Source organism: Rhizobium sp. CFBP 13726 (genome assembly GCF_014841925.1).
Classification (GTDB): Bacteria; Pseudomonadota; Alphaproteobacteria; order Rhizobiales; family Rhizobiaceae; genus Neorhizobium; species Neorhizobium soli.
Genome location: NZ_JACYUU010000001.1, coordinates 467,035 through 491,373, shown reverse-complemented (window position 1 = coordinate 491,373; position 24,339 = coordinate 467,035). Strand labels below are relative to the sequence as shown.

At 61.8% G+C, this 24,339-nt stretch carries 28 protein-coding genes; 22 read left to right on the top strand and 6 right to left on the bottom strand.

What is annotated here, in order from left to right:
* The first annotated feature begins 26 nt into the window (after positions 1-26).
* The 7 genes from cysS to IFT66_RS02365 all read left to right on the top strand — a co-directional run bounded on the left by cysS (position 27) and on the right by IFT66_RS02365 (position 6,249).
* Positions 27-1,424, top strand: a complete 1,398-nt coding sequence (gene cysS, locus IFT66_RS02395) for a cysteine--tRNA ligase (RefSeq protein WP_192076693.1) — start codon at positions 27-29, stop codon at positions 1,422-1,424.
* A 139-nt stretch (positions 1,425-1,563) separates the two neighbouring features.
* The gene (locus IFT66_RS02390; RefSeq protein ID WP_192076692.1) at positions 1,564-2,076 is read left to right on the top strand and encodes a GFA family protein; all 513 of its coding nucleotides are present in this window, start codon (positions 1,564-1,566) and stop codon (positions 2,074-2,076) included.
* The gene (locus IFT66_RS02385) at positions 2,073-2,576 is read left to right on the top strand and encodes a GFA family protein (RefSeq protein ID WP_113111107.1); all 504 of its coding nucleotides are present in this window, start codon (positions 2,073-2,075) and stop codon (positions 2,574-2,576) included. Before IFT66_RS02390 ends, IFT66_RS02385 begins: the two co-directional genes overlap by 4 nt.
* Positions 2,573-3,532: a prolyl aminopeptidase gene (gene pip / locus IFT66_RS02380; RefSeq protein ID WP_192076691.1), complete on the top strand. Its 960-nt coding sequence runs from the start codon at positions 2,573-2,575 to the stop codon at positions 3,530-3,532. The genes IFT66_RS02385 and pip overlap by 4 nt, the downstream gene beginning before the upstream one ends.
* Positions 3,533-3,720: 188 nt before the next feature.
* A complete protein-coding gene (locus IFT66_RS02375) occupies positions 3,721-4,836 on the top strand; it encodes a metallophosphoesterase (protein ID WP_192076690.1) in 1,116 nt (371 codons plus the stop codon).
* Positions 4,837-4,969: 133 nt separating this feature from the next.
* Positions 4,970-5,896 (top strand): EamA family transporter RarD, encoded by a 927-nt coding sequence (rarD, locus tag IFT66_RS02370; RefSeq protein WP_062453363.1) that lies wholly within the window; start codon positions 4,970-4,972, stop codon positions 5,894-5,896.
* Positions 5,897-5,919: 23 nt separating this feature from the next.
* On the top strand, positions 5,920-6,249 hold the full coding sequence (locus IFT66_RS02365; protein WP_062579824.1) for a DHCW motif cupin fold protein: 330 nt from the start codon (positions 5,920-5,922) through the stop codon (positions 6,247-6,249).
* 9 nt (positions 6,250-6,258) lie between these two features.
* On the opposite strand, the gene IFT66_RS02360 is transcribed toward IFT66_RS02365, so the two are convergent.
* Both IFT66_RS02360 and IFT66_RS02355 read right to left on the bottom strand, forming a co-directional pair.
* Positions 6,259-6,891, bottom strand: a complete 633-nt coding sequence (locus IFT66_RS02360; protein ID WP_192076689.1) for a LysE family translocator — start codon at positions 6,889-6,891, stop codon at positions 6,259-6,261.
* 41 nt (positions 6,892-6,932) lie between these two features.
* Positions 6,933-7,550 (bottom strand): LOG family protein, encoded by a 618-nt coding sequence (locus IFT66_RS02355; RefSeq protein WP_092661834.1) that lies wholly within the window; start codon positions 7,548-7,550, stop codon positions 6,933-6,935.
* A 159-nt stretch (positions 7,551-7,709) separates the two neighbouring features.
* Here IFT66_RS02355 and IFT66_RS02350 point away from each other — a divergent pair, with 159 nt between their 5' ends.
* Positions 7,710-9,635, top strand: coding sequence for a LysM peptidoglycan-binding domain-containing protein (locus IFT66_RS02350; RefSeq protein WP_192076688.1), 1,926 nt, complete (start codon positions 7,710-7,712; stop codon positions 9,633-9,635).
* Positions 9,636-9,795: 160 nt separating this feature from the next.
* On the opposite strand, the gene IFT66_RS02345 is transcribed toward IFT66_RS02350, so the two are convergent.
* Positions 9,796-10,020: a hypothetical protein gene (locus tag IFT66_RS02345; protein WP_192076687.1), complete on the bottom strand. Its 225-nt coding sequence runs from the start codon at positions 10,018-10,020 to the stop codon at positions 9,796-9,798.
* A gap of 200 nt (positions 10,021-10,220) precedes the next feature.
* Here IFT66_RS02345 and IFT66_RS02340 point away from each other — a divergent pair, with 200 nt between their 5' ends.
* The 5 genes from IFT66_RS02340 (at position 10,221) to IFT66_RS02320 (ending at position 14,404) form a co-directional block, all read left to right on the top strand.
* Entirely contained in the window at positions 10,221-12,122 is a 1,902-nt protein-coding gene (locus tag IFT66_RS02340; protein WP_192076686.1) for an ABCB family ABC transporter ATP-binding protein/permease, read from the top strand.
* 26 nt (positions 12,123-12,148) lie between these two features.
* Complete coding sequence (locus IFT66_RS02335) at positions 12,149-12,289, top strand: hypothetical protein (protein WP_156461813.1); 141 nt, start codon at positions 12,149-12,151, stop codon at positions 12,287-12,289.
* 245 nt (positions 12,290-12,534) lie between these two features.
* Positions 12,535-13,236, top strand: a complete 702-nt coding sequence (locus tag IFT66_RS02330; protein WP_199864750.1) for a phosphatidylserine decarboxylase — start codon at positions 12,535-12,537, stop codon at positions 13,234-13,236.
* 22 nt (positions 13,237-13,258) lie between these two features.
* Entirely contained in the window at positions 13,259-14,077 is an 819-nt protein-coding gene (locus tag IFT66_RS02325; RefSeq protein ID WP_062453369.1) for a CDP-alcohol phosphatidyltransferase family protein, read from the top strand.
* 189 nt (positions 14,078-14,266) lie between these two features.
* Positions 14,267-14,404, top strand: coding sequence for a hypothetical protein (locus IFT66_RS02320; protein ID WP_192076685.1), 138 nt, complete (start codon positions 14,267-14,269; stop codon positions 14,402-14,404).
* 6 nt (positions 14,405-14,410) lie between these two features.
* Here the strand turns inward: IFT66_RS02320 and IFT66_RS02315 are convergent, their stop codons facing one another.
* The 3 genes from IFT66_RS02315 to IFT66_RS02305 all read right to left on the bottom strand — a co-directional run bounded on the left by IFT66_RS02315 (position 14,411) and on the right by IFT66_RS02305 (position 16,226).
* Complete coding sequence (locus tag IFT66_RS02315) at positions 14,411-15,028, bottom strand: LysE/ArgO family amino acid transporter (RefSeq protein ID WP_430243880.1); 618 nt, start codon at positions 15,026-15,028, stop codon at positions 14,411-14,413.
* A 65-nt stretch (positions 15,029-15,093) separates the two neighbouring features.
* On the bottom strand, positions 15,094-15,858 hold the full coding sequence (locus IFT66_RS02310) for an SOS response-associated peptidase (RefSeq protein ID WP_062579816.1): 765 nt from the start codon (positions 15,856-15,858) through the stop codon (positions 15,094-15,096).
* Positions 15,859-15,899: 41 nt separating this feature from the next.
* Complete coding sequence (locus IFT66_RS02305; RefSeq protein ID WP_192076683.1) at positions 15,900-16,226, bottom strand: YnfA family protein; 327 nt, start codon at positions 16,224-16,226, stop codon at positions 15,900-15,902.
* A 150-nt stretch (positions 16,227-16,376) separates the two neighbouring features.
* On the opposite strand from IFT66_RS02305, the gene IFT66_RS02300 reads away from it, so the two are divergent.
* The 9 genes from IFT66_RS02300 to IFT66_RS02260 all read left to right on the top strand — a co-directional run bounded on the left by IFT66_RS02300 (position 16,377) and on the right by IFT66_RS02260 (position 24,336).
* On the top strand, positions 16,377-16,802 hold the full coding sequence (locus IFT66_RS02300; RefSeq protein WP_062579812.1) for an NUDIX hydrolase: 426 nt from the start codon (positions 16,377-16,379) through the stop codon (positions 16,800-16,802).
* Positions 16,803-16,810: 8 nt separating this feature from the next.
* The gene (locus IFT66_RS02295) at positions 16,811-17,281 is read left to right on the top strand and encodes a TIGR02301 family protein (protein WP_249406329.1); all 471 of its coding nucleotides are present in this window, start codon (positions 16,811-16,813) and stop codon (positions 17,279-17,281) included.
* Positions 17,282-17,384: 103 nt separating this feature from the next.
* Positions 17,385-17,642 carry a hypothetical protein gene (locus IFT66_RS02290; protein WP_062453374.1) on the top strand — a complete coding sequence of 86 codons (258 nt, stop codon included), beginning with the start codon at positions 17,385-17,387 and terminating at the stop codon, positions 17,640-17,642.
* Positions 17,643-17,703: 61 nt separating this feature from the next.
* The gene (locus IFT66_RS02285; protein ID WP_192076682.1) at positions 17,704-18,432 is read left to right on the top strand and encodes a hypothetical protein; all 729 of its coding nucleotides are present in this window, start codon (positions 17,704-17,706) and stop codon (positions 18,430-18,432) included.
* A gap of 104 nt (positions 18,433-18,536) precedes the next feature.
* On the top strand, positions 18,537-19,388 hold the full coding sequence (gene ygfZ, locus IFT66_RS02280) for a CAF17-like 4Fe-4S cluster assembly/insertion protein YgfZ (protein WP_192076681.1): 852 nt from the start codon (positions 18,537-18,539) through the stop codon (positions 19,386-19,388).
* A gap of 14 nt (positions 19,389-19,402) precedes the next feature.
* Positions 19,403-19,996: a YfbR-like 5'-deoxynucleotidase gene (locus tag IFT66_RS02275; RefSeq protein ID WP_199864772.1), complete on the top strand. Its 594-nt coding sequence runs from the start codon at positions 19,403-19,405 to the stop codon at positions 19,994-19,996.
* Complete coding sequence (locus IFT66_RS02270; RefSeq protein WP_174195909.1) at positions 19,993-20,538, top strand: tyrosine phosphatase family protein; 546 nt, start codon at positions 19,993-19,995, stop codon at positions 20,536-20,538. The genes IFT66_RS02275 and IFT66_RS02270 overlap by 4 nt, the downstream gene beginning before the upstream one ends.
* Before the next feature lie 98 nt (positions 20,539-20,636).
* A complete protein-coding gene (locus IFT66_RS02265) occupies positions 20,637-21,485 on the top strand; it encodes a mechanosensitive ion channel family protein (protein ID WP_174195908.1) in 849 nt (282 codons plus the stop codon).
* A gap of 82 nt (positions 21,486-21,567) precedes the next feature.
* Positions 21,568-24,336 carry a DUF2339 domain-containing protein gene (locus tag IFT66_RS02260; protein WP_192076679.1) on the top strand — a complete coding sequence of 923 codons (2,769 nt, stop codon included), beginning with the start codon at positions 21,568-21,570 and terminating at the stop codon, positions 24,334-24,336.
* Positions 24,337-24,339: the final 3 nt, after the last annotated feature.

Sequence of the window (24,339 nt, the reverse complement as noted above, 5' to 3'; positions counted from 1 at the left end):
ACGTCAGGATGTTGGGAGATTTTTTGATGAGCGTCACGCTCAAACTATACAATACCTTGATCCGCCAGAAGACGGCGTTCGAGCCCATCGATGCCGACAACGTCCGCATGTATGTCTGCGGCCCGACGGTCTATGATTTCGCCCATATCGGTAACGCCCGGCCGGTGATCGTGTTCGATGTGCTATTCCGGCTGCTGCGGCACGTGTATGGCGACGCCCACGTGACCTATGCGCGCAACATTACCGACGTGGATGACAAGATCAACGCCCGGGCGCTGCGCGATTTTCCGCATCTTGCGCTCAACGATGCAATCCATGCGGTGACCGAAAAGACGGCGAAGCAGTTTCACGACGACGTCGCGGCCCTTGGCTGCCTTGAACCCACCGTCGAGCCGCGCGCCACCGACAATATTGCGCAGATGATCGCCATCATCGAAAAGCTCGTCGGCAACGGCAACGCCTATGTCGCTGAGGGCGAAGTGCTGTTCGACACCAAGTCGATGGCCGATTACGGCCAGCTTTCCAAGCGTCCGCTGGATGAGCAGCAGGCGGGTGCGCGCGTCGCTGTTGATGCGCACAAGAAGAACCCGGGCGATTTCGTGCTGTGGAAGCTTTCCTCCCACAACGAACCCGGCTGGGACAGCCCCTGGGGACGCGGTCGCCCCGGCTGGCATATCGAATGCTCGGCGATGAGCGGCCGCTATCTCGGCGAAGTCTTCGACATCCATGGCGGCGGGCTGGACCTGATCTTTCCGCACCATGAGAATGAGATTGCCCAGTCGCGCTGCGCCCACGGCACCGACGTGATGGCAAATGTCTGGATGCATAACGGCTTCGTGCAGGTCGAAGGCCGAAAGATGTCGAAGTCCGACGGCAATTTCATTACCATCAACCAGTTGCTGGATACCGATACTTTCGGCGGCCGCAAGTGGCCGGGCCAGGTGCTGCGTCTCGCCATGCTCATGACGCATTACCGCGAACCGATCGACTTCTCGATCAAGCGCATCGAGGAGGCCGAGCGGCTTCTTGCCAAATGGCCGGCCGTCGACGTCGCCGACATTCCTTCGAGCACGCAGCCCTGCCCGATCGTCCTCGACGCGCTCGCCGACGACCTCAACACGGTTGCCGCGATCCAGCGCATCCACGCACTGGCGCAGGAAGCCAATGCCGACAGCACGCTGCTGCCGATGTTTGCCGCCAGTGCCGCCCTTCTCGGCGTCGCGCCGGAAAAGACGGAAGTGGACGGGGCGCTTGCCGAAGCGGTGGATGCGCTCGTCGCGCTGCGGCTCGAAATGCTCAAAGCGAAGAACTTCGCCGAAGCCGACCGCATCCGTGACGAATTGTCAACCAAGGGTATCCAGCTGAAGGATGGCAAGAACGCCGAGACCGGCGAACGGGTGACCACCTGGGAGGTAAAGCGCTAACGCTTGCCGCGTGGGCGGGGTGGTCCTATGCTTTTCGCACGGGACCACCCAAAGGATGAGGGGAGGATGACATGAGTGCAGAGCGCCAACCAAACCCTGTGGGCAGTCGCGGCCGTCAGACCTCGCTACGGGGCAATGCATGACGAGCCATGACATTTACACCGGCGGCTGTCAGTGCGGCGCCCTGCGTTTTCGCCTCGACGGCAAGCCCGACCATGTCTCGATCTGCCATTGCCGCATGTGTCAGAAGGCGTTCGGTGCCTATTATGCGCCCCTCGTCTCCACCCGCGGCACCGGCTTTTCATGGACGCGCGGACAGCCGAAATATTTTCACTCTTCGAACCATGTGCGGCGCGGCTTCTGCGACAATTGCGGCACGCCGCTGACCTATGAGGCGGCGGACGGTATCGCGGTTTCGGCCGGTGCTTTCGACGATCCGTCGGTGCTGCCGCCGTCGGTCCAGTATGGCACCGAAGGCAAGGTGGCGTTCGTGGATCATCTGCACACCCTGCCCGGGCACGATACGATGGATGATATCGACGAGGCGCCATTCCTTTCCGATATCGTTTCCAACCAGCACCCGGATCACGATACACAGACGTGGCAACCAGTTCCCGCCGATCGCGGAATGACGAAGGAGGACGACGCATGAGTGAAACGGAAAAAGCCGGTCAGCCGAGAACCGGCGGGTGCCAGTGCGGCGCCGTGCGTTTCAGGATCAACGGACAGCTCGGTCGTGCCTCCATCTGCCATTGCCGGATGTGCCAGAAGGCGTTCGGCGGTTTCTTCGGGCCGCTTGTCGCAGCGCCGCAGGACGGTGCTGAGAGTGGGGTCGAGTGGACCCGCGGGGAGCCGAAATACTTCCAGTCCTCGATTAATATCGACCGCGGCTTTTGCGCGGAATGCGGCACGCCGCTCACCTATCGTACGCCGACCAGCCTCGATATCGCCATCGGTGCCTTCGACGAGCGCGACGACCTGATGCCGCAGGTGCAGGTCAACCACGCTTTCCGGCTGCCCTGGGTGGAAACGATCTTCGACGCTCCCGTGCATGGCGATACAGACTACTATTCGAAGCAGGAGCAGATCATCTCCTTCCAGCACCCCGATCACGATACGGAAAACTGGCCCGCGAAAGGTCTGCATCTATGACGGAAGTGCTGCGCACGCTCTACCCGGCAACGACTGCCTTTGAGACCGGTACGCTCGATGTTGGCGACGGTCACTCGATCTATTTCGAACGGCATGGCACGAAGGGGGCAAAACCCATCGTCTTCCTGCATGGCGGCCCGGGCGGCGGCATCACGCCGATCCAGTCGCGGCTGTTTGATCCTGAACTCTACGACATCCTTCTGTTCGACCAGCGCGGCTGCGGCAAGTCGACGCCGCATGCGAGCCTTGAGGCCAACACGACCTGGCATCTGGTCGCCGATATCGAGCGGCTGCGCGAGATGGTCGGCGTCGACAAGTGGCAGGTGTTTGGTGGATCCTGGGGTTCGACGCTCGGCCTCGCCTATGCAGAGACACATCCCGAGCGGGTAAGCGAGCTGCTGCTGCGCGGCATCTATACGCTCACCAGAGCCGAACTCGACTGGTACTACCAGTTCGGCGTCTCGGAGATGTTTCCCGACAAATACGAGGCGTTTGTCGCACCGATCCCCGAGGATGAGCGCCACGAGATGATGGCCGCCTATCATCGTCGTCTGACAGGATCAGACACGGCGGCGCAGCTTGAGGCGGCCAAGGCCTGGAGCATCTGGGAGGGATCGACGATCACGCTTCTCCCCGATCCGGCGCTGACCGAAGGCTTTGGCGAGGACCAATTTGCCATCGCCTTTGCCCGCATCGAAAACCACTTCTTCATGAATGCCGGCTGGCTTGAGGAAGGCCAGCTCTTGCGCGATGCGACGAAGCTCAAGGGCATTCCGGGCATCATCGTGCATGGCCGTTACGACATGCCCTGCCCGCTCAAATACGCCTACCAGTTGTCGAAAGTCTGGACCGACGCAGATTTCCACATCATCGAAGGCGCTGGACATGCCGTATCGGAACCGGGGATTACGGATCAGTTGATCCGCGCGACGGATCGGTTTGCGGGGAAGGCATAAATGCGAAAGCTTGCGGGGCGTCTCGCCCCGCATTCGGCTCCCGCCAACTTCTCCCTACGGGCGGGGAGAAGCGATATGCCTCACCCCTCCCGATCAACATCCCGTTATGCCGGTTGAGATTAACCGCCGGCCGGCACAGTTAGGGCTCCCTGCCTTATCGCATCCTCCTGAAGCCGAGCCTCATCGACGTGTTTCATCTCGCCAAAGCCCTTCTGTGCCTCTACGTCGTCCTCCGCTTCCTTCTGCCGCTGCCTTGGCCCCGCTGGGTAAAGGGAATGATCGCGGTCGTGCTGATGGTGGTGTTCCAGCACAGTCTGATCAGCCGGATCGTGTTCGGCACGATGTTTTCGCCTGAAGTGCCGCGGATGACGATGATCGTCGTCAACTGGATGGCGGGCACGATCCTGCTGCTTAGCATATTTCAGCTTGTGCTCGATCTGGTCTCCCTCGCCACGGCAGCACTTCGCCGTCGCCGGATCCGGATACCGGTCGGGCTGCGCTACGGGATCGGTGCACTCGCCATGTCGCTTGCGGCTTTTGCCGTCAATCAGGCAATCCGGGTGCCGCCGGTCAAGGAAGTCGAGATCCGGATCCCCGACCTGCCGACGCAGTTTGATGGCTACCGGTTGATCCAGCTGACGGATCTTCACATCAGCCGGCTGTTTCAGGCGCCATGGGTGGAAGAGACCGTTGCCAAGGCCAATGCCCAGAATGCCGACCTCATCGTCATCACCGGCGATCTGATCGATGGCGATCTGCAGGCGCGCAATCTGGATGTTGCCCCGCTTGCCAAGCTGCGCGCTCCGGACGGCGTCTTCACCATTCCGGGCAATCACGAATATTACTTCGGCCATGACGACTGGATGCGGCAATACGAGACGCTTGGCCTTCGCACCATTTCCAACGGCCACGTGGTGCTGTCGCGCGGCGGTGCGCAGATGGTGCTGGCCGGCGTCAACGATCTCAACGCCACCCGGTTCGGCCTGGAAGGCCCTGACGTCGGCAAGGCGCTATCAGGTGCGCCGGCCGACGTGCCGGTCATCCTCCTCAACCACCAGCCACGCGATGCGAAGCTTTCGGCAGAGGCCGGGGCCGATCTGCAGCTGTCCGGCCATACCCATGGCGGCATGATCTGGGGGTTCGATCGCCTTATCGCCCGCTTCAACAACGGCTTCGTGTCAGGTCTCTACGACGTCGATCAGATGTCGCTCTATGTCAATAACGGTACAGCCCTGTGGATCGGTTTTGCGCTGAGGCTCGGTGTGCCCTCGGAACTGACCGTGATCACGCTGAGGCCGAAGTGAGTTGCGGCATCCGGTGAGCGGGTCGGTCGGAGCGGTCGCGCCGCTGATCCATGCTTCACAGAAATGAATTGGCCGGGGGCTCTGCCTTGGTGTATCCCCCAGCCAACGATAACAAATTGCCGGAAACGCCCTGATGGCCACCGATACCGTTCCCGTCGCCGCACAACCCGCGGGAGCGAAGAACGAGGACACGCCGCGCGGCTTTGCCTTCGGCATCACCGCCTATCTCCTGTGGGGCGTCCTTCCCTTCTACCTGAAAGCGGTCGCGCATCTTCCGGCGCTGGAAGTGCTGGCGCACCGCGCCATCTGGTCGGTGCCGATCGCCGGCCTCGTGCTGATCATTCTCGGACGCACCGGGGATGTGAAGACAGCGATCCGGACGCCGCGCATGCTCGGCATGGCCTGCGTCACCGCCGCCTTCATCACCGCCAACTGGGGTATCTATGTCTGGGCGGTCTCGAACGGTCATGCGATCGATGCCGCGCTCGGCTATTTCATCAATCCGCTGTTCAGTATCCTGATGGCAGCGCTGGTGCTGAAGGAAAAGCTTTTGCCGATGCAGAAAGCAGCGATCGGGCTTGCCGTGGTCGGCGTCGCAATCCTCACCTGGGGTTCGGGCGGTCTACCGTGGGTGTCGCTGGCGCTGACATTTACCTGGGGCTTCTATGCCCTGTTCCGCAAGACGCTGCCGATCGGTCCGAACCAGGGGTTTTTCCTCGAAGTGCTTCTGATCAGCATTCCGATGCTGCCCTACCTCATCTGGCTGGAAGCGACGGGCCAGGGCCACTTCCTGAACGGGGTCGGCTATGATGCGGCCCTGCTTGCCTTTGCCGGTATAGCGACAGCCGTGCCGCTGATGATCTATGCCAATGCCACCAAGCTGCTGAAGCTTTCGACCATCGGCATCATGCAGTATATCGCACCAACAATGATCTTTCTGACCGCCGTGTTTATCTTCAAAGAGCCGTTGAGCGGCATCAAGCTCACAGCCTTCGTGTTCATCTGGTCGGCACTTGCCGTCTATACGCTGGCGATGCTGCGGGACCTTCGCAGCCGCTGACCGCCCATCAGGAGATTTCGTTCATGCAGATGTCAGATATCCCCTTCGGCACGACCGACTGGTCGCAGATCGAGCCGACCGTCCACAAGGGTGACACCGGACACTCGACCTGGCGCACCCGCCATTTCGGACCAATCCGGGTGCGGATGGTGGAGCATTCGCCGGGCTATCTCGCCGACCACTGGTGCGAGAAGGGCCATATCCTGCTGTGCCTCGAAGGCGAGATGACGACCGAACTTGCCGACGGACGCGTCTTTGTGCTGAAACCCGGCATGAGCTATCAGGTGGCCGACAGCGCCGAACCGCACCGGTCCTCGACGACACTGGGCGCCAAGCTCTTCATCGTCGACTGACGCTCGTCTCTAGCTCCTCTGCAGCGCGAGATGCGCGCCGAGACCGACCAGGATGGTCCCGCCTGCCCGCTGGGCAAGCTTCTGCGCCGTGCTCGATCGGTTGAGCCGTGCCATCACCAACCCGGCAAGAGCAACGGCGAAAACATCGGCGATCGTGAAGATCACGCTGACGGCCAGTCCCAGAACCACGAATTGAACCCAGACCGGAAAGCTGGCTGCGCTGTCGATGAACTGCGGCAGGAAGGCGAGGAAGAAGATCGCCGTCTTCGGGTTGAGAACCTCGACGACGATGCTTTCGGCAAATGCCTTTCGGGCAGATCTCGGTGTCTCCGCCTGCAGATCGCCGGCACCCGCAGCCTTCGCGCGAAACAGGGAAATGCCAAGCCAGATCAGGTAGATCGCGCCTGCAAGCTTCACCAGCGCATAAACTACTGGGACGGCGTGAAAGAGAACCGAGAGCCCGGCAGCTGCCGCAACGATATGGGCGTAGGATCCGAGATGGACGCCGAGCACCGCCATCATGCCGGCGGTGCGGCCGGCCGCGATCGTGCGGGCTGCCACGTAAAGCATCGCGGGTCCCGGAATGAAGGCGAAGACCGACGTCGTCACGAGGAAGGCGAACAGGATATTCCAGTCTGGCATGCGGTGCTCCTGTTCCCTACCCTTGGCGTGAGCCTGAAACCCTAGAGTTTCGAGATGACGGCGGCTTCGCCCTTTGACGCGGCCTGCTGTTCGTCTCGGTCGAGAATTGCCGGCACGATGTCATCAACTTCAGCGATGACTAGCGGCTGTACCAGATGCGCCCGGTGGATAAAGCCTTCCTCGCGCATGTGGGTGACGAGCGACAGCATCGGATCCCAGAACCCGCCGATATTGGCAAACACCATCGGCTTCTCGTGGCGGCCGAGCTGGCCCCAGGTCATGATCTCGACGATCTCTTCCAGAGTGCCGATGCCGCCAGGCAGGGTGACGAAGGCATCGGAGCGTTCGAACATCTTGTGCTTGCGCTCATGCATGTCCTTGGTGACGATCAGTTCATCGAGCTGGCCGAGCGAATGGCGGGTTGCCTCCATATCGACAAGAAAGTCCGGAATGATGCCCGTGACCTTGCCGCCATGCGCCAGAACGCCTGCGGCAACCGCACCCATGATGCCCTTGGTGCCGCCGCCATAGACCAGCCTGAGATCGTGGGCTGCAATGGATTTTCCGAGCGCACGGCCGGCCTGGATATAGGCGGGATCGCGCCCCGGCTGCGAGCCGCAGTAAACGCATATGGATCGTATTGGCACAGTTTTCTCCATCAGGCACTTCAAAGGGTTGGCACGCGACGCACCAACCACGAGATTTGGCTGGAAATACTGCGCAGAGCAAGGCTGAAACACTGGAAAAGCTTGTTATGACTAGAGGAAACGGATAATCCGGAAAGACGATGGAGGGTCCATCGGGAAAAGGCTTTGCTCATGAAAAACCGCGCCGGTTGGCTCGCTCTGGTCGTACTCGCCATCGCATCGCTGCTGATGGTCTTTTTCGTGCTGCCGCGGATCAATCATGATGCCAAACCGCTCGGCGATGCGATCAACGCTGCCGGCGATGCGGTCAAGGACGCGGTCGAGAGCACGAAGCAGGCGGTGAAGCCGACAGACGCACCGAATTCTCCGGACGCGCCGAAGCCGCAGGAGCAGGCATCCGTGCCCGCGACGACGCCGGCCGCTCCCGTATCTCCCCCGGCAACCCCTTCCGCTCCGGCAGCGCCCTCCGCTCCGGCAGCGCCCTCCGCTCCGGCCGCACCCGCAGTAACAGCTGCACCGAGCGCGACAAGCCCGGTCACCGCCCAGCCGAACGCTGCCCAAACGCCAGCCAAGCCCGCCTTTGACGTGCTGCGCGTCGAGCCCGACGGTTCGGCCGTGATTGCCGGCCGCGCGCTGCCCAATTCGACACTCGAAATCTCCAGTGGCAACTCGGTCGTCGCCAAGATCGACGTCGGCCCGAGCGGCGATTTTGCAGCCGTTCTCGACAAGCCTTTGCCGCCGGGCGATCACCAGCTGGTTCTCAAAGCCACCGGCAAGGACGGCAAGACGGTCGTCTCGGACGAGACCGCGACGGTCTCCGTACCCAGCGATCCGAAGACCGGCAAGCTGCTTGCCATGGTGACGACGCCGGGCAAAGCGAGCCGGGTCATCGCGACGCCGAACGCGTCTGCGCCTGCCGCACCGAATGTCGCGACATCACCAACACCCCCTGCCCCTGCTCCTGACGCTGCGCCGTCCCCTCCAGGCCAGACGGCTGCGGGTCAGTCTCAGACGCCAGCCGTCACTCCGGCCTTGCCGCAGGCATCGTCGCAGATCGCATCCAGCGCGCCAAACGTCTCTGCTCCGTCCTCGACCGCGGCTCCCGACGCGACGCCTGCTCCGGCTGGAACACCGGATCTGCAGATCACCGCCGTCGAGCTTGAAGGCTCGAAAATCTTTATCGCCGGCATCGCCCGCTCGGGTGTCACGGTGCGCGGTCTTGTCGACGGCGAGCCCGTCGGCCAGTCGCGCGCAGGCGGCAACGGCCATTTCGTCATCGAGGGCAACACGCAGCTTTCGGTCGGCGATCACCGGATCAGCGTCGAGGCACTGAACGGTGCCGGCCAGCGCACCGTCATGGTCGAGGTTCCGTTCAACCGTCCGGCCGGCGAACAGGTGGCGGCAGTCGCAGCCCCCGCAGTTTCAAGCCCGATGTCGACGATCGATGGCGGCGCCTTCGAGAAGCTTCGCAACGAAGTGGTACGCGCCTTCAACCTGCTCCAGAACCTCTACGCCGACGGCAAGATGCCGAGCGGCGAACAGATGGCGGCGGCACGTTCGTCCACATCGATTACGCTCAAGTCTTTGACCGAATACCGCCTGCCGGCCGACGCTTCCGTTTCCGCCCGCTCCGTTGCCGACAATGCCGCCAAGGATGCAGCGTCAGCACTTGCCGCACTCGACAAGGTTCCAAACGACGTTGCGGCCGTTGGCGCAGCCCTCAAGGACCTCGGTGCCATGATCGCCCGCGCCGTCGGGCCCGCCATGGCACGGCAGATGGATGGTGGCAACGAACAGGAGATGGCCGGCACGCCGGCTGCTCCCGCCACAGGCGTCGACGGCACAAAGACGTTCCAGCAGGCGCCACTGACGCAAAGCGAACGCAACTCGGTGATCATCCGACGTGGCGATACGCTGTGGCAGATTTCGCGCCGGATGTATGGCCAGGGCGTCCGCTACACGACGATCTACCTCGCCAACGAGGATCAGATCCGCAACCCCGACATCATCCAGCCCGGCCAGATCTTCGGCGTGCCGGAGGAGTTCCGGCCGGATTCGGAAGAGCTGCACCGCGAACGGATCCAGCATCGCAAATGATGACGCGGCTCCAAGGCATCTGAAAAACGACTTAAAGCCGCAGGGCCAATGCTTCGGGTTCCCCAATCTCCACATTCCTGTGCTCGTCACGGGAATGCGGGAGGTTGAGCCTCACGTCGCGGCGGCGGCTATCGGTGCAACACTCTGCAGGAAAACAGACTTACGACCGATCGCCGATCATCAGTTGCGACGGCGTGACTGCCAGTGAATGGGCGGCAACGTGCAGTGATAGACTGTTGCGCTCGACAAGTGCTGTGACCGTTTCCAGTATATCCAGATGCGGTACATGCTTGACCACCGTATAGGCAGTGAAAGCCGCGCCGGCCGAAGCTCCCCACAGAAGAGTGCTCAGGGCAGTCGCAACGGCAATCGTCTTGAAGCGCATGATATTCCTCCCAATGCGAGCTTCCCTCGAATAGCCAGACCTCCTCCGCCTCGCAATTCGGACTTATACACTCCGTAGTCATACCTACTTTCGACCGATGAGGCCAGATGAGGTTTCATGCGAGTTTCATTTGCAACATGGCCCTGCGCAGCCTATTTGCCGGGAAGGCGTTTCTTCGCCCTCAGATTCAGGTAAAATCCATGGCAGCAAAAAAGAAGACCGTATCTGCGGATAGCGGCAATCCCTTCAGCACACTCGTCAACCTGTGGCCCTATATGTGGCCGGTCGGACGCGCGGATCTGAAAGCGCGCGTCATCTGGGCGACGGTGTTTCTGCTGCTGGCAAAGCTGGTGCTGATCTCTGTCCCCTATTTCTTCAAGTGGGCGACGGATGCGCTAAACGGCAAGCTCGACATGGCGGGCATCCTGCCGGTCTTTCTGCTGGGCGCCGTCGTGCTGGTCGTCGCCTACAACTTTACCCGTATCCTGCAGGTGGGTCTGAACCAGCTGCGTGACGCGCTGTTTGCCTCGGTCGGCCAGCACGCGGTGCGCCAGCTTGCCTACAAGACCTTCGTGCACATGCATCAGCTTTCGCTGCGCTTCCACCTGGAACGCAAGACCGGCGGCCTGTCGCGCATCATCGAACGCGGCACGAAGGGCATCGAAACGATCGTTCGTTTCACCATCCTCAATTCGGTGCCGACGGTGATCGAATTCCTGCTGACGGCGATCATATTCTGGGCCGCCTACGGGTTCGCCTACCTCGCCGTCACGGCTGTTACGGTTGCCGCCTATATCTGGTTCACGATCAAGGCCAGCGACTGGCGCATCTCCATCCGCCGGACGATGAACGACAACGATACCGAGGCGAACACAAAAGCCATCGATTCGCTTCTGAACTTCGAGACCGTGAAATATTTCGGCAACGAGGACATGGAAGCAAAGCGCTTCGATTCCTCCATGGAGCGCTATGAAAAGGCGGCGACCGACGTCTGGACCTCGCTCGGATGGCTGAACTTCGGCCAGGGCGTGGTCTTCGGGCTGGGACAGGCCGTGATCATGATCATGTCGGCGCTTGCAGTGCAGCGCGGCGACCAGACGATTGGCGATTTCGTGTTCGTCAACGCGCTGCTGATGCAGCTCGCGGTTCCGCTTAACTTCATCGGCTTCGTCTACCGCGAAATCCGCCAGGGGCTGACCGATATCGAGCAGATGTTCGACCTTCTTGAAGTCGAAGCAGAAGTCGTGGACCGGCCAGACGCGAAGGATCTTGTCATAGGACAGGGACCTGAAAAAGGCGCCATCGCCTTTCGCGACGTGCAGTTCTCCTATGATCCGGCACGACCGATCCTCAAAGGCATCTCCTTCGACGTGCCAGCTGGAAAGACGGTGGCGATCGTCGGCCCATCGGGTGCCGGCAAATCCACCATCTCGCGCCTGCTCTATCGCTTCTACGATATCCAGGGCGGATCGATCACCATCGACGGCCAGGATGTGCGCAACGTGACGCAGAAGTCGCTTCGCTCGGCCATCGGCATGGTGCCGCAGGATACGGTGCTGTTCAACGACACGGTCGTCTACAACATCCGCTACGGCCGGCCGGGTGCCTCGGATACCGAAGTCCAGGCGGCTGCCGAGATCGCTCAGATCGACCGGTTCATCAAGGCTCTGCCGGATGGCTACGAGACAAAGGTCGGCGAACGCGGGCTGAAACTCTCGGGCGGCGAAAAGCAGCGCGTGGCGATTGCCCGCACGGTTTTGAAGAGCCCGCCGATCCTCATTCTCGACGAGGCGACCTCGGCGCTCGATACGACGACCGAGCACGAGATCCAGTCCGCACTCGATCTCGTTTCGAAGAACCGGACGACGCTTGTCATCGCCCACCGCCTCTCGACGGTTATCAATGCCGACGAGATCATCGTTCTGCGCGACGGCCAGATTGCCGAGCGCGGCACCCATTCGGGGCTGCTGCAGCAGGAAGGCCTCTACGCCTCGATGTGGAACCGTCAGCGCGAGGCGACGGAAGCGGAAGAGCAGTTGAAGAAGGTGCGCGAGAACGACGATCTCGGCATCGTCCGTCGCGGCGCACCTGCTGCAGAGTAACGGCAGCAGAATAACAGGAGAACAGCATGAGACGATATACGAACAGGCGGATGCTGGTACTCGGCGGTATCGCCATCATCTATATGCTGGTGCTGGTCTTCTACGGCTCGCCTCTGCTCGCCTTCTCGACCTGGATGGGCTGGGTAGACCCTGAGGCGGTTCGCTGAGGCGAAGACATCTGCGGCAATGCACCGCGTCGGCGAGTGTCAGAAGACGAGGCTCGGCCTTTGGGAAACTGACGCGTCAGGGATAAACCGCGTTCAAGCAGAGGTCGCTGGGCGCTTCAAACGGTGTATTCCGTCAATTATACCGGGAAGTTGTATGACGTCACGGGCGCATCGACGGAACCGGATTGCCGCAAATAGGGTTTTTCTATAGGCAGGCAGCACAGACCATTGAGGAGAACCAAGGGTTGATCAATCTTTTCGACACCATCCGCAACACGCTCGTGCCGATCCACAAGGAAGGCTACGTTTTCGTCGTCATCTTTTTCGTCGTCTCGCTGATCCTCGGCTACTTCGCCGAGCCGCTGTTCTGGATCGGACTGGTACTGACGCTCTGGTGCGCCTACTTCTTCCGCGATCCGGAACGGGTCGTACCGCAGGATGACGATCTCGTCATCAGCCCTGCCGACGGCCGCGTCAGCCATGTTGCTCTGGTCGTGCCGCCGGCCGAACTGGATCTCGGCATCGAGCCGATGCTGCGCATCTCGGTCTTCATGAACGTGTTCGACTGCCACATCAACCGCGCCCCTGTTCGGGGCCAGGTGACACGCATCGAGTACCGCGAAGGGCAGTTCGTCAACGCGGAACTCGACAAGGCGTCCAGCGACAACGAGCGCAACGGGCTTGTCATCGACACCCCACACGGCCGCGTCGGCGTTGTACAGATCGCCGGTCTTGTGGCACGCCGCATCGTCTGCTGGGTCAAGCCCAACGAGCCGGTCAGCGCCGGTGAGCGCTTCGGCCTGATCCGCTTCGGTTCGCGCCTTGACGTCTTCGTTCCGGCCGGTGGCCAGGCGCGCGTCGTGGTTGGCCAGAGAGCGGTCGGCGGCGAAACCGTATTGGCCGAATTCGGCTCCACCAAGGGACCGACCATCGGCCGTCGTGCCTAACTAAACGCAAGGAGATCATCTGATGGAGACGCCCGTCTCGCCGCCGGAACAGAACCATACGACCGACGAGGCCCGTGGTCCGCGCCTGCGCGAGATCCCGGTCCGCCTGATGATCCCCAACCTGATCACGGTACTGGCGATCTGCGCCGGCCTCACCGGGATCAGACTTGCCTTCGAGGGACGGTTCGAGCTAGCTGTCGCGATGGTGCTGCTGGCAGCCTTCCTCGACGGGATCGATGGTCGGATCGCACGGCTTCTGAAGGCAACGTCGAAATTCGGCGTGCAGATGGATTCGCTCGCCGACATCATCAATTTCGGCGTTGCGCCCGTCCTCGTCTCCTATGCGTTTCTGCTGGACGGAGCGAAATCCTTTGGCTGGATAGCTGCACTTCTCTATGCAATCGCGGCTGGCCTGCGGCTTGCCCGGTTCAACGTGATGGAAGACCGCGGCATCAAGGCGCCCTGGCAGTCTGAGTTCTTTGTAGGCGTTCCGGCGCCCATGGGTGCGCTTCTGGTGCTTCTGCCGGTCTATCTCGGTTTTCTCGGCGTCGAACAGACGAAGTTCTTCGTGTATGCCAGCGTTCTCTACACGCTGTTGATCGGCTTCTTGTTGGTCTCGCGTCTGCCGGTCTGGTCCGGCAAGTCGGGCCGCATCCGCCGTGACCTGATGCTGCCGATCATGCTTGTGGCCGTTCTCTATGTCGGCCTCTTGATGAGCTACACCTGGGAAATCCTGGCAATCACCGCGATTGCCTATCTCTGTGTTCTGCCGTTTTCTGCCCGTGCGTGGAAAAAGCGTTATGGCACGATCACCATCGAGGACGAGCGCACGCACGTCTGATCGTCCTGCCCTTGCGACTGATGCTGCGGCGCACACGAATTGTTGCGTCGCAGCCCCAGCTTGCGGCAAGTTGGCGCGTCCATTCTTTCTCTATCGCATCGTCAAGCCGCAGCCATGATTCCGCCCGGATTGGCGGCGAAATGCGCCGGCCCGCCCTTGAGCGGAACAGAGATTCGTGAGGAGACAGACGTGAGCAGCGAAACCAACAAAACCAACATCGAGACCAAACCGGACCTCTCCAGCCACTACCGTCCGCTCGGCCTCAAAGCCGTTGCTGCTGCGGCGATGATGCTGAAGCGCAAGCCAGCGCTCAGCCCGGCTCGCTGATCCGTCTCAGGCGCCGCGCAGGAAGCTTATGAGAAGCCCGAGCGCGAGCAAGCCCATGACAACGCCGATCAGGCCATCCAGCACCCGCCACGCGGCGGGTCTGGCAAATAGCGGCGCCAAATAGCGGGCGCCGTAGCCGAGGCCGAAGAACCAGGCGAAGGATGCGAGCACCGCGCCCGCGCCATAGGCTACCCTTTCCGGGCCCTGATAGGCCGCAGACAGGCTGCCGAGCAGCACGACCGTATCGAGATAGACATGCGGGTTTAGAAATGTGAAGGCGAGACAGGTCATCACCGCCGCCTTGAGTGCCATGCCCTCAGGCGCGCCGGCGACCATCGCACCGGGCTTTACCGCCCGCCGGAATGCCATGGCCGAATAGGTGGCAAGGAACAGCGCGCCGCCGAGCGTCACCACCGAGATCAGCAGAGGCGACTGCGACACGATCGTTCCCAGCCCGCCGACGCCCGCGGCAATCAGCAAGGCGTCGGATGCCGCACAGATCAGGCACAGCACGAAGACATGGCTGCGGATCAGCCCCTGGCGCAGGATAAACGCATTCTGAGCGCCGATCGCCACGATCAGCGAGCCGCCCAGCGCAAAGCCGGAAAAACCGGCGGATATCAGGTTCATAGGGAGATCCGTTCAGGACGTGATTCGAAGGCTGGATGGTGTGACGCGGTCGGAACGGATCAAAACAGCGACATCTGGCCGCTGCTGCCGGATGCCTTTGGCGGCTTCTCCTGCGGCTGTGCCACCGCGACCGGTTTCTGCAGATCCTTGCCCATGTTGGACACCTTGTTGACCAGATCTGATACCGGAAACGCCTCGAAGAAATCGTCCTGTACCGGCCGCATGAGATCCGCCACGTGGCGTGGCTCACCGTTCTTGCAATCCAGCCAGCGCTCGAAATCCTCCGGCGCGATGACGACGGGCATGCGGTCGTGGATCGGCCGCAGGGCGTGGTTGGCAGCCGTCGTCAGGATCGCCGCGGTATCGACTTCCGAGCCATCGGCAGATGCGTAGGTTTCCATCAACCCGGCAAAGGCGATGACGCCCCCATTCTTCGGGCGGATCCAGAAGGGCTGTGAGGGCAGTCCCGTCTCCTTCGGGGGCCGGCGCCATTCGTAGAAACCGGAGGCCGGAATGAGAACGCGGCGGTGACGCATGGCGGCCCGGAACGACGCCTTTTCGGCCGCCGTCTCGGAGCGGGCGTTGATCATCAGGGGAAAGTCCTTGATATCCTTGACCCAGCCCGGAATCAGGCCCCACCGGGCAAGTACGGCGCGACGCGGCGGAAGATTGCTGCCGGGCTTCACATGCTCGTTCTGCATGACGATCAGGATCGGCTGCGTCGGGGCAATATTGTAGCGGGCCGGGAAACCTTCCTCCCCCAGCGCCTGCATGACCTCCAGAATTTCCTCAGAAGTCGCCGTCAGGGCGTAGCGTCCGCACATGCGAGATTAGATGGCACCGGGGTAGGCAGACGTCAAGCGGATCAGGCGCTGCGGGGACCGAAGAGGATGATCGCGCCGCCGAGGAGGCACACGGTCGTGCCGATCAAGTCCCAGCGGTCGGGCATCCGGTTCTCGACACCAGCAAGCCAGAGGATGGAAGCCAGAATGTAGATCGATCCATAGGCGGCGTAGGTCCGCCCGGCCGCGTCGCTTGGCACGAAGCTCAGCACCCAGGCAAACAGCGCGAGCGACACCATACCCGGCACCAGCCACAGAGCCGGCTTTTCCAGCCGCCACCAGGCCCAGAAGGCAAAGCAGCCGGCAATCTCGAAAAAGGCGGCGAGGCAATAGAGGAGATAGGTTTTCATGCTGTCCAGCCGTTGAGGTTCACCGGCATGGTTCGGGCCGTGTCATGCCGTGAGAGAGGGTTTTTGCGCGCGACATGATATGTCCTTGATGGGCGGCTATTCCCGCCTACACTATCCTGACCTTATCGCTCTTCAAAGCTTCAGCAGTCCATGACAACAGCCACGCCCTCCCCGCAAGCCGCGTCGTCGGCCATTCTCGAACGTGACGGCAAATTTCTGCTGATCCGGCGATTGAACCCGCCCTCGGCCAATCTGTTTGCCTTTCCAGGGGGTCGGGCCGAGCCCGGCGAGACGCCATCGGAGACGGCGGTGCGGGAATTCTTCGAAGAGACCGGCATCGCTGTGCGCAATCCGACCCTGTTTGCCACCTACGACCTTAAGAAGGACAAGGACGACAACCGCCATTTCTCGCTCTCGGTGTTCCGTGTCGAAGCGGACCCCGAAGGAGAAGCGATTGCCGCCGACGATGCGGCCGATCCGGGATGGTATTCGGTTGAGGAGATCCGCAATCTTCCCGTGCCTGCGAGCGTGCTGGAGTGCGCCGAAAGGCTGGCGGCGGAACTGAAACGCGGTTAGGAGTTCGTATGCACCGCCTGATGTCTTTCCTCACGTCTTCCCACCGATTCGCGATCGTTGCTGCGATCGCGCTGAGTTGTGCCGCCGCGCCGGCTGGCGCCCAGTCGCAGAAAGCATCGTCGAAGCAGGCGACGTCTGCGACAACGGCCGCGCCACAGGCGGAAACCGAATCAAAACCGGCTCCGTATGATTCGCAGATGATGCGGCTTGCGGAAGTGCTGGGATCGGTCACTTATTTGCGGTCGCTTTGCGGTGCAACCAGTGACGATTGGCGCGGATCCATGCAGAAATTGCTGGATTCTGACACCGCCAGCGAGCCTAAACGGCGGGAACGCTTGACCGCCGCCTACAACCGCGGCTACCGCTCGTTTGCCGCGGTTCACACATCCTGCAATGAACCCGCACGCATGGCTGAGGAACTCTACCGTGCCGAAGGCGCAACACTTGCCGCCGAAATAGCCAGTCGCTACGGAAATTAGCGGTTTATTTACCTCTTTTGACCTCAAGCCGTGTCGTTTTGATAAAAGGCTGATAAAGTTCTTAATGGGTCAGTAATTAATACGGGTACCGAGGATCAAGAGTATGCAGACAGGCCGCAACGAAATCGATGACATGATCGTCCACGAGAAGATGCAGGCTGCGTTGGAATATCAGAATGAAGCCTGGGCCGATGGCCGTGCCGATGGCATCGAGGCTGAAATCATTGCTGATGTCGCGATGGCCTGCGCCATTCGCGAGACGATCCGCCTGCTGGGCGAAACCGGCGCCGAAGCGCTGCTGGATTCGCTGAAGAACCGCATGCTGGCCGGAGAGTTTTCGCCGGAACGGATCGTTCAGTAATCTCGCACATCCTTATCAGGCACAAGAAAAGCCGAGAATTCCCCTTCGGAAGGCGGCCGGAATGCATATCATGACAAACTTCAACGGTCTGCGTCTGGCGCTTGCCGCAACATGTTTTTGCGGCTTGCAGGTTATGGCACCGGCTTCCGCGCTGGCGCTGAGCACCACAGCGCAGAGTGAAACAGGCGGCAGCAAGCCATCGTCCGGCGTCATACAGGCTTTCGAGGGCCCGCAAGTGCCGGCGACCGGGTCAGCCCAGGCGCCCGTAGCAGCGCCCGCTGCACCCGCCGCCGGCCAGCCAACGGCTGCGGCGACCGACACGATCCAAGCCGACATCATCCGCGACATGACCACGCTGCCTGAGCCTGTCAAGAAAATGCGCGCCGCCTTGATCGAGGCCGCAGCCTCCGGCGATATCGAACGGCTGAAGCCGCTGACCAATCCCGGCCCGAACCAGACCCAGGTTATGGATTATCAGGGCGACGATCCGGTCGGCGCGCTGAAGAACTTTTCCGGCGATCCAGACGGCCAGGAAATTCTGGCGATTGTCATGGACCTTCTCTCCGCCAGCGCCGTGAGGCTTGAGGCGGGGCAGCCGGAAGAGGTTTACGTCTGGCCGTATTTCGCCGGCAAGTCGATCTCTGCCCTCACCCCACCCGAGCGCGTCGAGCTGCTGCGGATCGTCACGGCCGGCGATATGATCGGCATGGAAGAAAACGACGCCTATAATTTCTACCGCATCGGCCTGTCGCCCGACGGCCAGTGGAAGTTCTTCACCGGCGGCGACTGACTCCTGCCGATCCGCTTGCGGCACCGCGACTGCACTTGTTCGCGCGGTCGGGAGGGCTTACCTGTCGGGTTCGACCTTCCGGCTCAACAATCGGACCTTCCGCCATGCCCGCCGTCCATCTTTCCTCGCGCCAGCTGATCCGGGTTTCCGGTGTCGATGCACGCGATTTTCTCCACAGCCTGATCACGACAGATATCGAATCCCTGCCTGAACGGACGGCCCGTCCCGGCGCGCTTTTGACGCCGCAGGGTAAGATCCTGTTCGACTTCATGATCTCCCGTGACGGCGACGATTTCCTGATCGAGACCGATGCCGCCCAGCGTGACGCGCTGATGCGCCGTCTCACCATGTACAAGCTGCGGGCGGCCGTGACGATTGCAGCCGACGATGCCGATGGCGTGACGGTAACCTGGGGCGACGGTTCGGTTACTGGTGCTGCGGATGCGGCGTTTGCCAAAGCCGGCGTGACTTTGTCGCGATATCCGGGAAAGCCCGAGGGCATCGCGATCGACGCGTCGGAAGCCGAGTACGAGACGCTGCGGGTCGCGTCCGGCATTCCGGCCTCCGGATTCGACTATGCCCTGCAGGATGCCTTTCCGCACGACGTTCTCCTCGACAAGACCGACGGGCTGTCGTTCCGCAAGGGTTGCTATGTCGGGCAGGAAGTCGTCTCTCGCATGCAGCACCGTGGCACCGCACGGCGGCGTGTCGCGCTCGTCACAAGCGAGACTGCCCTGCCCGTCTCAGGCACGGACATCATGGCCGGTGGCAAGCCGGTCGGCACGCTCGGATCCGTCTTGGGTAACAAGGGGCTTGCAATCGTGCGGATCGACCGGGTCGGCGATGCGATCGCCAATGGTATTCCCCTGACGGCGGGCGATGTGACCGTCCTTCTCTCGCTGCCGGAATGGACCGACCTGTCGTTCCCGACAGCGACGCAAGAGGCCGAGCCGTGAGCGGATCGAAATCCATGCGGGCCTGGCAGCGGATGCTTTCCGGCCGCCGGCTCGACCTGCTGGACCCCTCTCCGCTCGATGTCGAGATTGCTGATATCGCCCACGGGCTTGCCCGCGTTGCGCGCTGGAACGGCCAGACCAAAGGCGACCACGCGTTTTCGGTGGCGCAGCACAGCCTGATCGTTGAGCAGATCTTTTGTCGCACCAATCCCGATGCCTCCAGCGAGGCGATGGCGCTGGCGCTGTTGCATGACGCACCCGAATACGTCATCGGCGACATGATCTCGCCCTTTAAGTCGGTAGTCGGCGGCGGTTACAAGGCGGTCGAATTGCGGCTCGAGGCTGCGATCCATATCCGCTTCGGTCTGCCGCCGCATCCGACCAAGGAGCTGAAGGTGATGATCAAGAAGGCCGACACCGTTGCCGCGTTTTTCGAAGCGACCGAGCTTGCCGGGTTTTCCGTCGCCGAAGCCCAGAAATTCTTCGGCGTGCCGCGTGGCATAACCCGAGACATGCTGGAACTGAAGCCGATGCCGGCGCTCGATGCTCAGGCGCGCTTTCTCGAGCGCTTTCATGCGCTTGAAGCCGATCGCGGTGTGACGGCATGAGCCGGATCATCGTCTGTCCGCTCGACAAGATCGCCGAACTCTCGGTCCGCCACGGCGCCCGTGAAATGGTGAGCCTGATTGCCGAAAAGCAGGATTTCCACCGGCCTGCCGTGATTGCCGCCGCGCGCCACCTGAAGCTCAAGATGAACGATATCGGCTTTGCCGGCACCGGCACTCTGATTGCGCCGAGCGAGGCACATGTGGAGCAGCTGATCGCCTTCGCCAAAGACTGGGATCAGTCCGCGCCGCTCGTCGTGCATTGCTGGATGGGCGTGTCGCGGTCTCCGGCAGCGGCCGTCATTGCGTCGCTTTCACTTTATCCCGATCAGGACGAGGTCGAGCTCGCGACAAGGCTGCGCAAGGTCGCGCCGCATGCGACGCCGAATACAAGGCTGATTGAGATCGGCGACCGTCTTTTGCAGCGTGACGGACGGCTTGTGCAGGCGATCAAGCGGATCGGGCGCGGCGCTGAAACGGATGGTCGGGCCTCGTTCGTGCTGCCTGTTACGGCACAGGCCGAAATCGAAAACCGCGCGTCCTGATCCCCTGCGGCGGGTGAGAAACGTTGCTCCGTTTGCCTTGACCTGACAGTCACCCGCGCCAATTAGCCTCCTCTTTACAGCAAAGGATCAGGCCCCGAATGGAACAGGCATCGGCTTTCGTCGTCGCAACTCGTACGGCACTCTCACAGCTCACAGCCCTCGGCATCCAGTATTCATTCTCGGTCATCGGCGCCATTCTTCTTCTGATCGTCGGATGGGCCGCCGCCCGCCTGCTCAGTCGCTGGGCGCACAACGGTCTGTCGCGGGTGAACGGCATCGACGCAACGCTGGCGCAGTTCTTCTCCAACATCATCCGTTACGCGGTGCTGATCATCGTCGTGGTGATGGTGCTCGGCCAGTTCGGCGTCCAGACGGCATCGGTCCTTGCGGCACTGGGCGCGATCGGCCTCGCGGTCGGTCTTGCCCTGCAGGGCACGCTGCAGAATATCGCAGCCGGCATCATGCTTCTGGTTCTGCGCCCGTTCCGCGTCGGCGAATCGATCGAGACTGGCAATGTCAGCGGCACGATCGTCGATGTCGGCCTGTTTGCAACCGAGCTTCGCACCGCCGAAGGCGTTTATCGCCTGGCGCCGAATTCGACGCTTTGGAACGTGCCGATCACCAACTATTCGCGCCTGCACACGCGCCGGCACGAGATCTCGGTGACGCTGTCGGCCGACCAGAGCCTCGACGAGGCCGAAGCCAAGCTCAAGTCGATCGCCAAGTCGGAAACGCGGGTGGAGAGCAACCCGGCACCGACCACCTATCTTGCGGATTTCGATGCCGGCAGCGCCAAGCTGACACTGCGCTACTGGATCAAGAGCGCCCAGTGGTGGGCGGTCAGCCGCGACATGACCAAGGCCGTCAAGCTTGCCTTCGACAAGGTGGTCGAGGAAGAGGTGCCGGCCGATGCGCAGGACGACGGTCCGGCTTCATACACCCCATAACGGTATCGACGGGGAGATCGGCTTTTCTTTGCGGACCAATGGTATAACGTCCGCTGACCTTCTCAACCGAGCCCGCTAGCATATGATCCTCCAGCTTCTGCTGATCGTTCTCATTCTCTCCCTCGTCGTCTCGCAGCGAAAGCTGACGGGCCGGGTCGCTTCGCTGGAGAAAGAACTTTCGGATGTCCGGGCGCGCCTGCTGACCGGCGTTCCCATCACTTCCGAGGTGGTCGTGTCGCCCGAGACGGCGCTTGCCGAGATCCGCACCGAAGCCGCGGCTGACATGGTCGAAGACACGGGCTTTGCAAAGGCTGCAGCAGAACCATCGAAGACCGAAGTTCTGGCAGAGATCACGGCGCCCGAGGAGAGGACGTCCGATCAGGCAGCCGAAACACCACCGCTCCCCGCGCCCGCTCCGCGCTTCCGCCGTGAAAATCTGGAAAGCTATCTTGGTGCTCGCTGGCCGGTCTGGGTGGGTGGCGTGGCACTCGCCTTTGGCGGCATCTTCCTTGTCCGCTATTCGATCGAAGCCGGCCTGCTCGGCCCCGGTGCTCGTCTGTCGCTGGCAGCGATATTCGGCTTGGTGCTGATCGCCGCCGGCGAGCTGGTGCGCCGCCGGGCAATGCCCAAGATGTCGGAGCTCTACGCCAATGCGATGATCCCCGGTGCGCTGACGGCCGCCGGTAGCATCACGCTGCTGGGCGCGTCCTTCGCGGCCTACGCCTTTTACGATTTCATCGGCTCCGGCACCGCCTTCATGCTGATGGCCCTGATTTCGTTTGCAACAATCGGGCTGTCGCTGCTGCACGGGCAGACGCTGGCCGGGCTTGGCCTGCTCGGCTCGCTGATCACACCGCTTCTGGTGACGACCGACGACCCGGACGTCAACGCGTTGTTCCTATTTCTCGGCGTGAGCTGGCTGGCGTTGAACGCCGCCTCGCGCATCCGCCGCTGGACCGTGGTGCCGATGATCGCCAATTTCGGGATCGGCCTCTGGGTTCTCGCCTACACGTCACAATCGCTGCCGATCGACATGATGCCGCCTTCGCTGGTGCTGCTGATGATGATTGCCGGAACGATCCTCATCTGGCCCGGCCGCGTTTATACGCGCGGCTTGACAGGGAGCGGCGGCTGGCGGGCGCTGCTGAAGAGGCCACCGCTGCGGATCACCCTCTCGTTATCAGTCACGGTCGCGATTTCGGCACTTGCCATGCTGGTCGCCACGCCTGGGGGCTCTCTTCATCCGCTGTTTGTCTTCGTCGCCCTGATCGGCGCGCTGGCCGCCGTCGGCAGCAGTCGCAGCTACGGGGTGTGGACGGTCGTGGTTGCAGCGCTCGCCGCGCTTGCAGGTTTCGCGACCGTTGCGTCCACATTGCTCGCCTATGTGATGCCCGAACCGGTGACCGGCACAACCGCGCCTGTCGTTGCCGCTTTCGGCCACGAGATTGCAGGCTTCCTGCTCCTCGGCGGCATATTCACGCTGCTCGGGGCCGGGTTCCTCAGGCGCTTCCGGCATGAGGAACCAAAGTTTTCGGTACTCTGGTCCTTTATGATGGGGGCAATGCCGGTCACGATCGGGTTCATCTCGTTTCTGAACTTCGGCAATTTTTTCCGCGACTGGACGCACGGCCTCTATGGCATCGGCATCGGACTTGTGATGCTCGCGGTGGCGGAGTGGCTGTTTCGCGGACGTGACGAAAGCGATGGCGACGGCATCGATTGGCCGGCGAATATCGCAGTGCTCGGCTCCTTCGCGGGCTTCACGCTGGCGCTGCATGCACTCACCAACGGCATCGTCACGACGATCCATCTCTCCGTCCTCGGCTTTGCCTACCTGTTGGCGATGCGAGTGCGGACATGGGCTGCCCTGCCCTGGATGATGGCGGCGGCAATCGCGATCGTGTTCGGTCGCATCGCCTGGCAGCCGACGCTGGTCGGGCCGGACAGTCTCGGCACGACGCCGTTCTTCAATGCGCTGCTGCCGGGCTACGGTATTCCGACCCTGCTCGCGATTGTAGCAGCCTGGATGCTGCGAAATTCACCCGATGTCCGTGTCCGCAACGTTTTGCAGGGACTGGCATCGCTTGCAGCCCTGCTGACACTTGCCGTGCTGATACGCCACGCGATGAATGGCGGCGTGCTCGATGCCAGTACGCCGACGCTTGGCGAGCAGTCGATCTACACGCTCTTGACGATCGGCTTCTCCGGCATTCTGATGACGCTCGACCTGAAAAGCCCGAGCCCGGTCTTCCGCTACGGCTCGATGATCGCCGGCGCGATCGCGACGGTGAACGTGCTCTCGGCGCATGTGTTTGCGCTCAATCCGTTCTTCTCCGGCGAAAGCACCGGCTCCTGGCCCGTCCTCAACCTTCTGCTGCTCGGTTATCTTCTCCCGGCGCTCGCCTATGGACTGACCTCGTACTTGGCGCGCGGCCGGCGGCCAGCGCCCTATGTGGCGATGCTCGCCGTCTCGGGCGCCCTGCTCGGCTTTCTCTGGGCGACGCTTTCGGTTCGACGCTTTTTCCAGGGCCAGAATATTGCCCAGTGGAAGGGATTTCTCGCTTCCGAAACCTATGCCTATTCTGTGGTCTGGCTCCTGATCGGCATCGGCCTTCTGGTAGCGGGCTCGAAATGGAACGCCAAGAGCCTGCGGCTTGCTTCTGCAGTGCTGGTGCTGGTGTCCGTGGCGAAGGTCTTCCTGATCGACATGGCCAATCTCGAAGGCATTATGCGGGCCCTGTCCTTCATCGGGCTGGGGGCAGTTCTGATCGGAATCGGGCTTTTCTATCAACGGATTCTGGTCAACAAGAGCGAAACATCTAATACAGACGATTCTCACGAACCTTCGTAGAAA

Bases quoted from the DNA above. Each gene is read 5' to 3' on its own strand.
- IFT66_RS02300 (WP_062579812.1), top strand. From the start codon at position 16,377: ATGACAACAGCCACGCCCTCCCCGCAAGCCGCGTCGTCGGCCATTCTC.
- IFT66_RS02355 (WP_092661834.1), bottom strand. From the start codon at position 7,550: ATGGAGAAAACTGTGCCAATACGATCCATATGCGTTTACTGCGGCTCG.
- IFT66_RS02365 (WP_062579824.1), top strand. From the start codon at position 5,920: ATGCAGATGTCAGATATCCCCTTCGGCACGACCGACTGGTCGCAGATC.
- IFT66_RS02310 (WP_062579816.1), bottom strand. From the start codon at position 15,858: ATGTGCGGACGCTACGCCCTGACGGCGACTTCTGAGGAAATTCTGGAG.
- IFT66_RS02340 (WP_192076686.1), top strand. From the start codon at position 10,221: ATGGCAGCAAAAAAGAAGACCGTATCTGCGGATAGCGGCAATCCCTTC.
- IFT66_RS02390 (WP_192076692.1), top strand. From the start codon at position 1,564: ATGACGAGCCATGACATTTACACCGGCGGCTGTCAGTGCGGCGCCCTG.
- IFT66_RS02325 (WP_062453369.1), top strand. From the start codon at position 13,259: ATGGAGACGCCCGTCTCGCCGCCGGAACAGAACCATACGACCGACGAG.
- IFT66_RS02345 (WP_192076687.1), bottom strand. From the start codon at position 10,020: ATGCGCTTCAAGACGATTGCCGTTGCGACTGCCCTGAGCACTCTTCTG.
- IFT66_RS02295 (WP_249406329.1), top strand. From the start codon at position 16,811: ATGCACCGCCTGATGTCTTTCCTCACGTCTTCCCACCGATTCGCGATC.
- IFT66_RS02270 (WP_174195909.1), top strand. From the start codon at position 19,993: ATGAGCCGGATCATCGTCTGTCCGCTCGACAAGATCGCCGAACTCTCG.
- IFT66_RS02260 (WP_192076679.1), top strand. From the start codon at position 21,568: ATGATCCTCCAGCTTCTGCTGATCGTTCTCATTCTCTCCCTCGTCGTC.
- IFT66_RS02305 (WP_192076683.1), bottom strand. From the start codon at position 16,226: ATGAAAACCTATCTCCTCTATTGCCTCGCCGCCTTTTTCGAGATTGCC.
- IFT66_RS02350 (WP_192076688.1), top strand. From the start codon at position 7,710: ATGAAAAACCGCGCCGGTTGGCTCGCTCTGGTCGTACTCGCCATCGCA.
- IFT66_RS02285 (WP_192076682.1), top strand. From the start codon at position 17,704: ATGCATATCATGACAAACTTCAACGGTCTGCGTCTGGCGCTTGCCGCA.
- ygfZ (WP_192076681.1), top strand. From the start codon at position 18,537: ATGCCCGCCGTCCATCTTTCCTCGCGCCAGCTGATCCGGGTTTCCGGT.
- IFT66_RS02385 (WP_113111107.1), top strand. From the start codon at position 2,073: ATGAGTGAAACGGAAAAAGCCGGTCAGCCGAGAACCGGCGGGTGCCAG.
- pip (WP_192076691.1), top strand. From the start codon at position 2,573: ATGACGGAAGTGCTGCGCACGCTCTACCCGGCAACGACTGCCTTTGAG.
- IFT66_RS02275 (WP_199864772.1), top strand. From the start codon at position 19,403: ATGCGGGCCTGGCAGCGGATGCTTTCCGGCCGCCGGCTCGACCTGCTG.
- cysS (WP_192076693.1), top strand. From the start codon at position 27: ATGAGCGTCACGCTCAAACTATACAATACCTTGATCCGCCAGAAGACG.
- rarD (WP_062453363.1), top strand. From the start codon at position 4,970: ATGGCCACCGATACCGTTCCCGTCGCCGCACAACCCGCGGGAGCGAAG.
- IFT66_RS02360 (WP_192076689.1), bottom strand. From the start codon at position 6,891: ATGCCAGACTGGAATATCCTGTTCGCCTTCCTCGTGACGACGTCGGTC.
- IFT66_RS02290 (WP_062453374.1), top strand. From the start codon at position 17,385: ATGCAGACAGGCCGCAACGAAATCGATGACATGATCGTCCACGAGAAG.
- IFT66_RS02265 (WP_174195908.1), top strand. From the start codon at position 20,637: ATGGAACAGGCATCGGCTTTCGTCGTCGCAACTCGTACGGCACTCTCA.
- IFT66_RS02335 (WP_156461813.1), top strand. From the start codon at position 12,149: ATGAGACGATATACGAACAGGCGGATGCTGGTACTCGGCGGTATCGCC.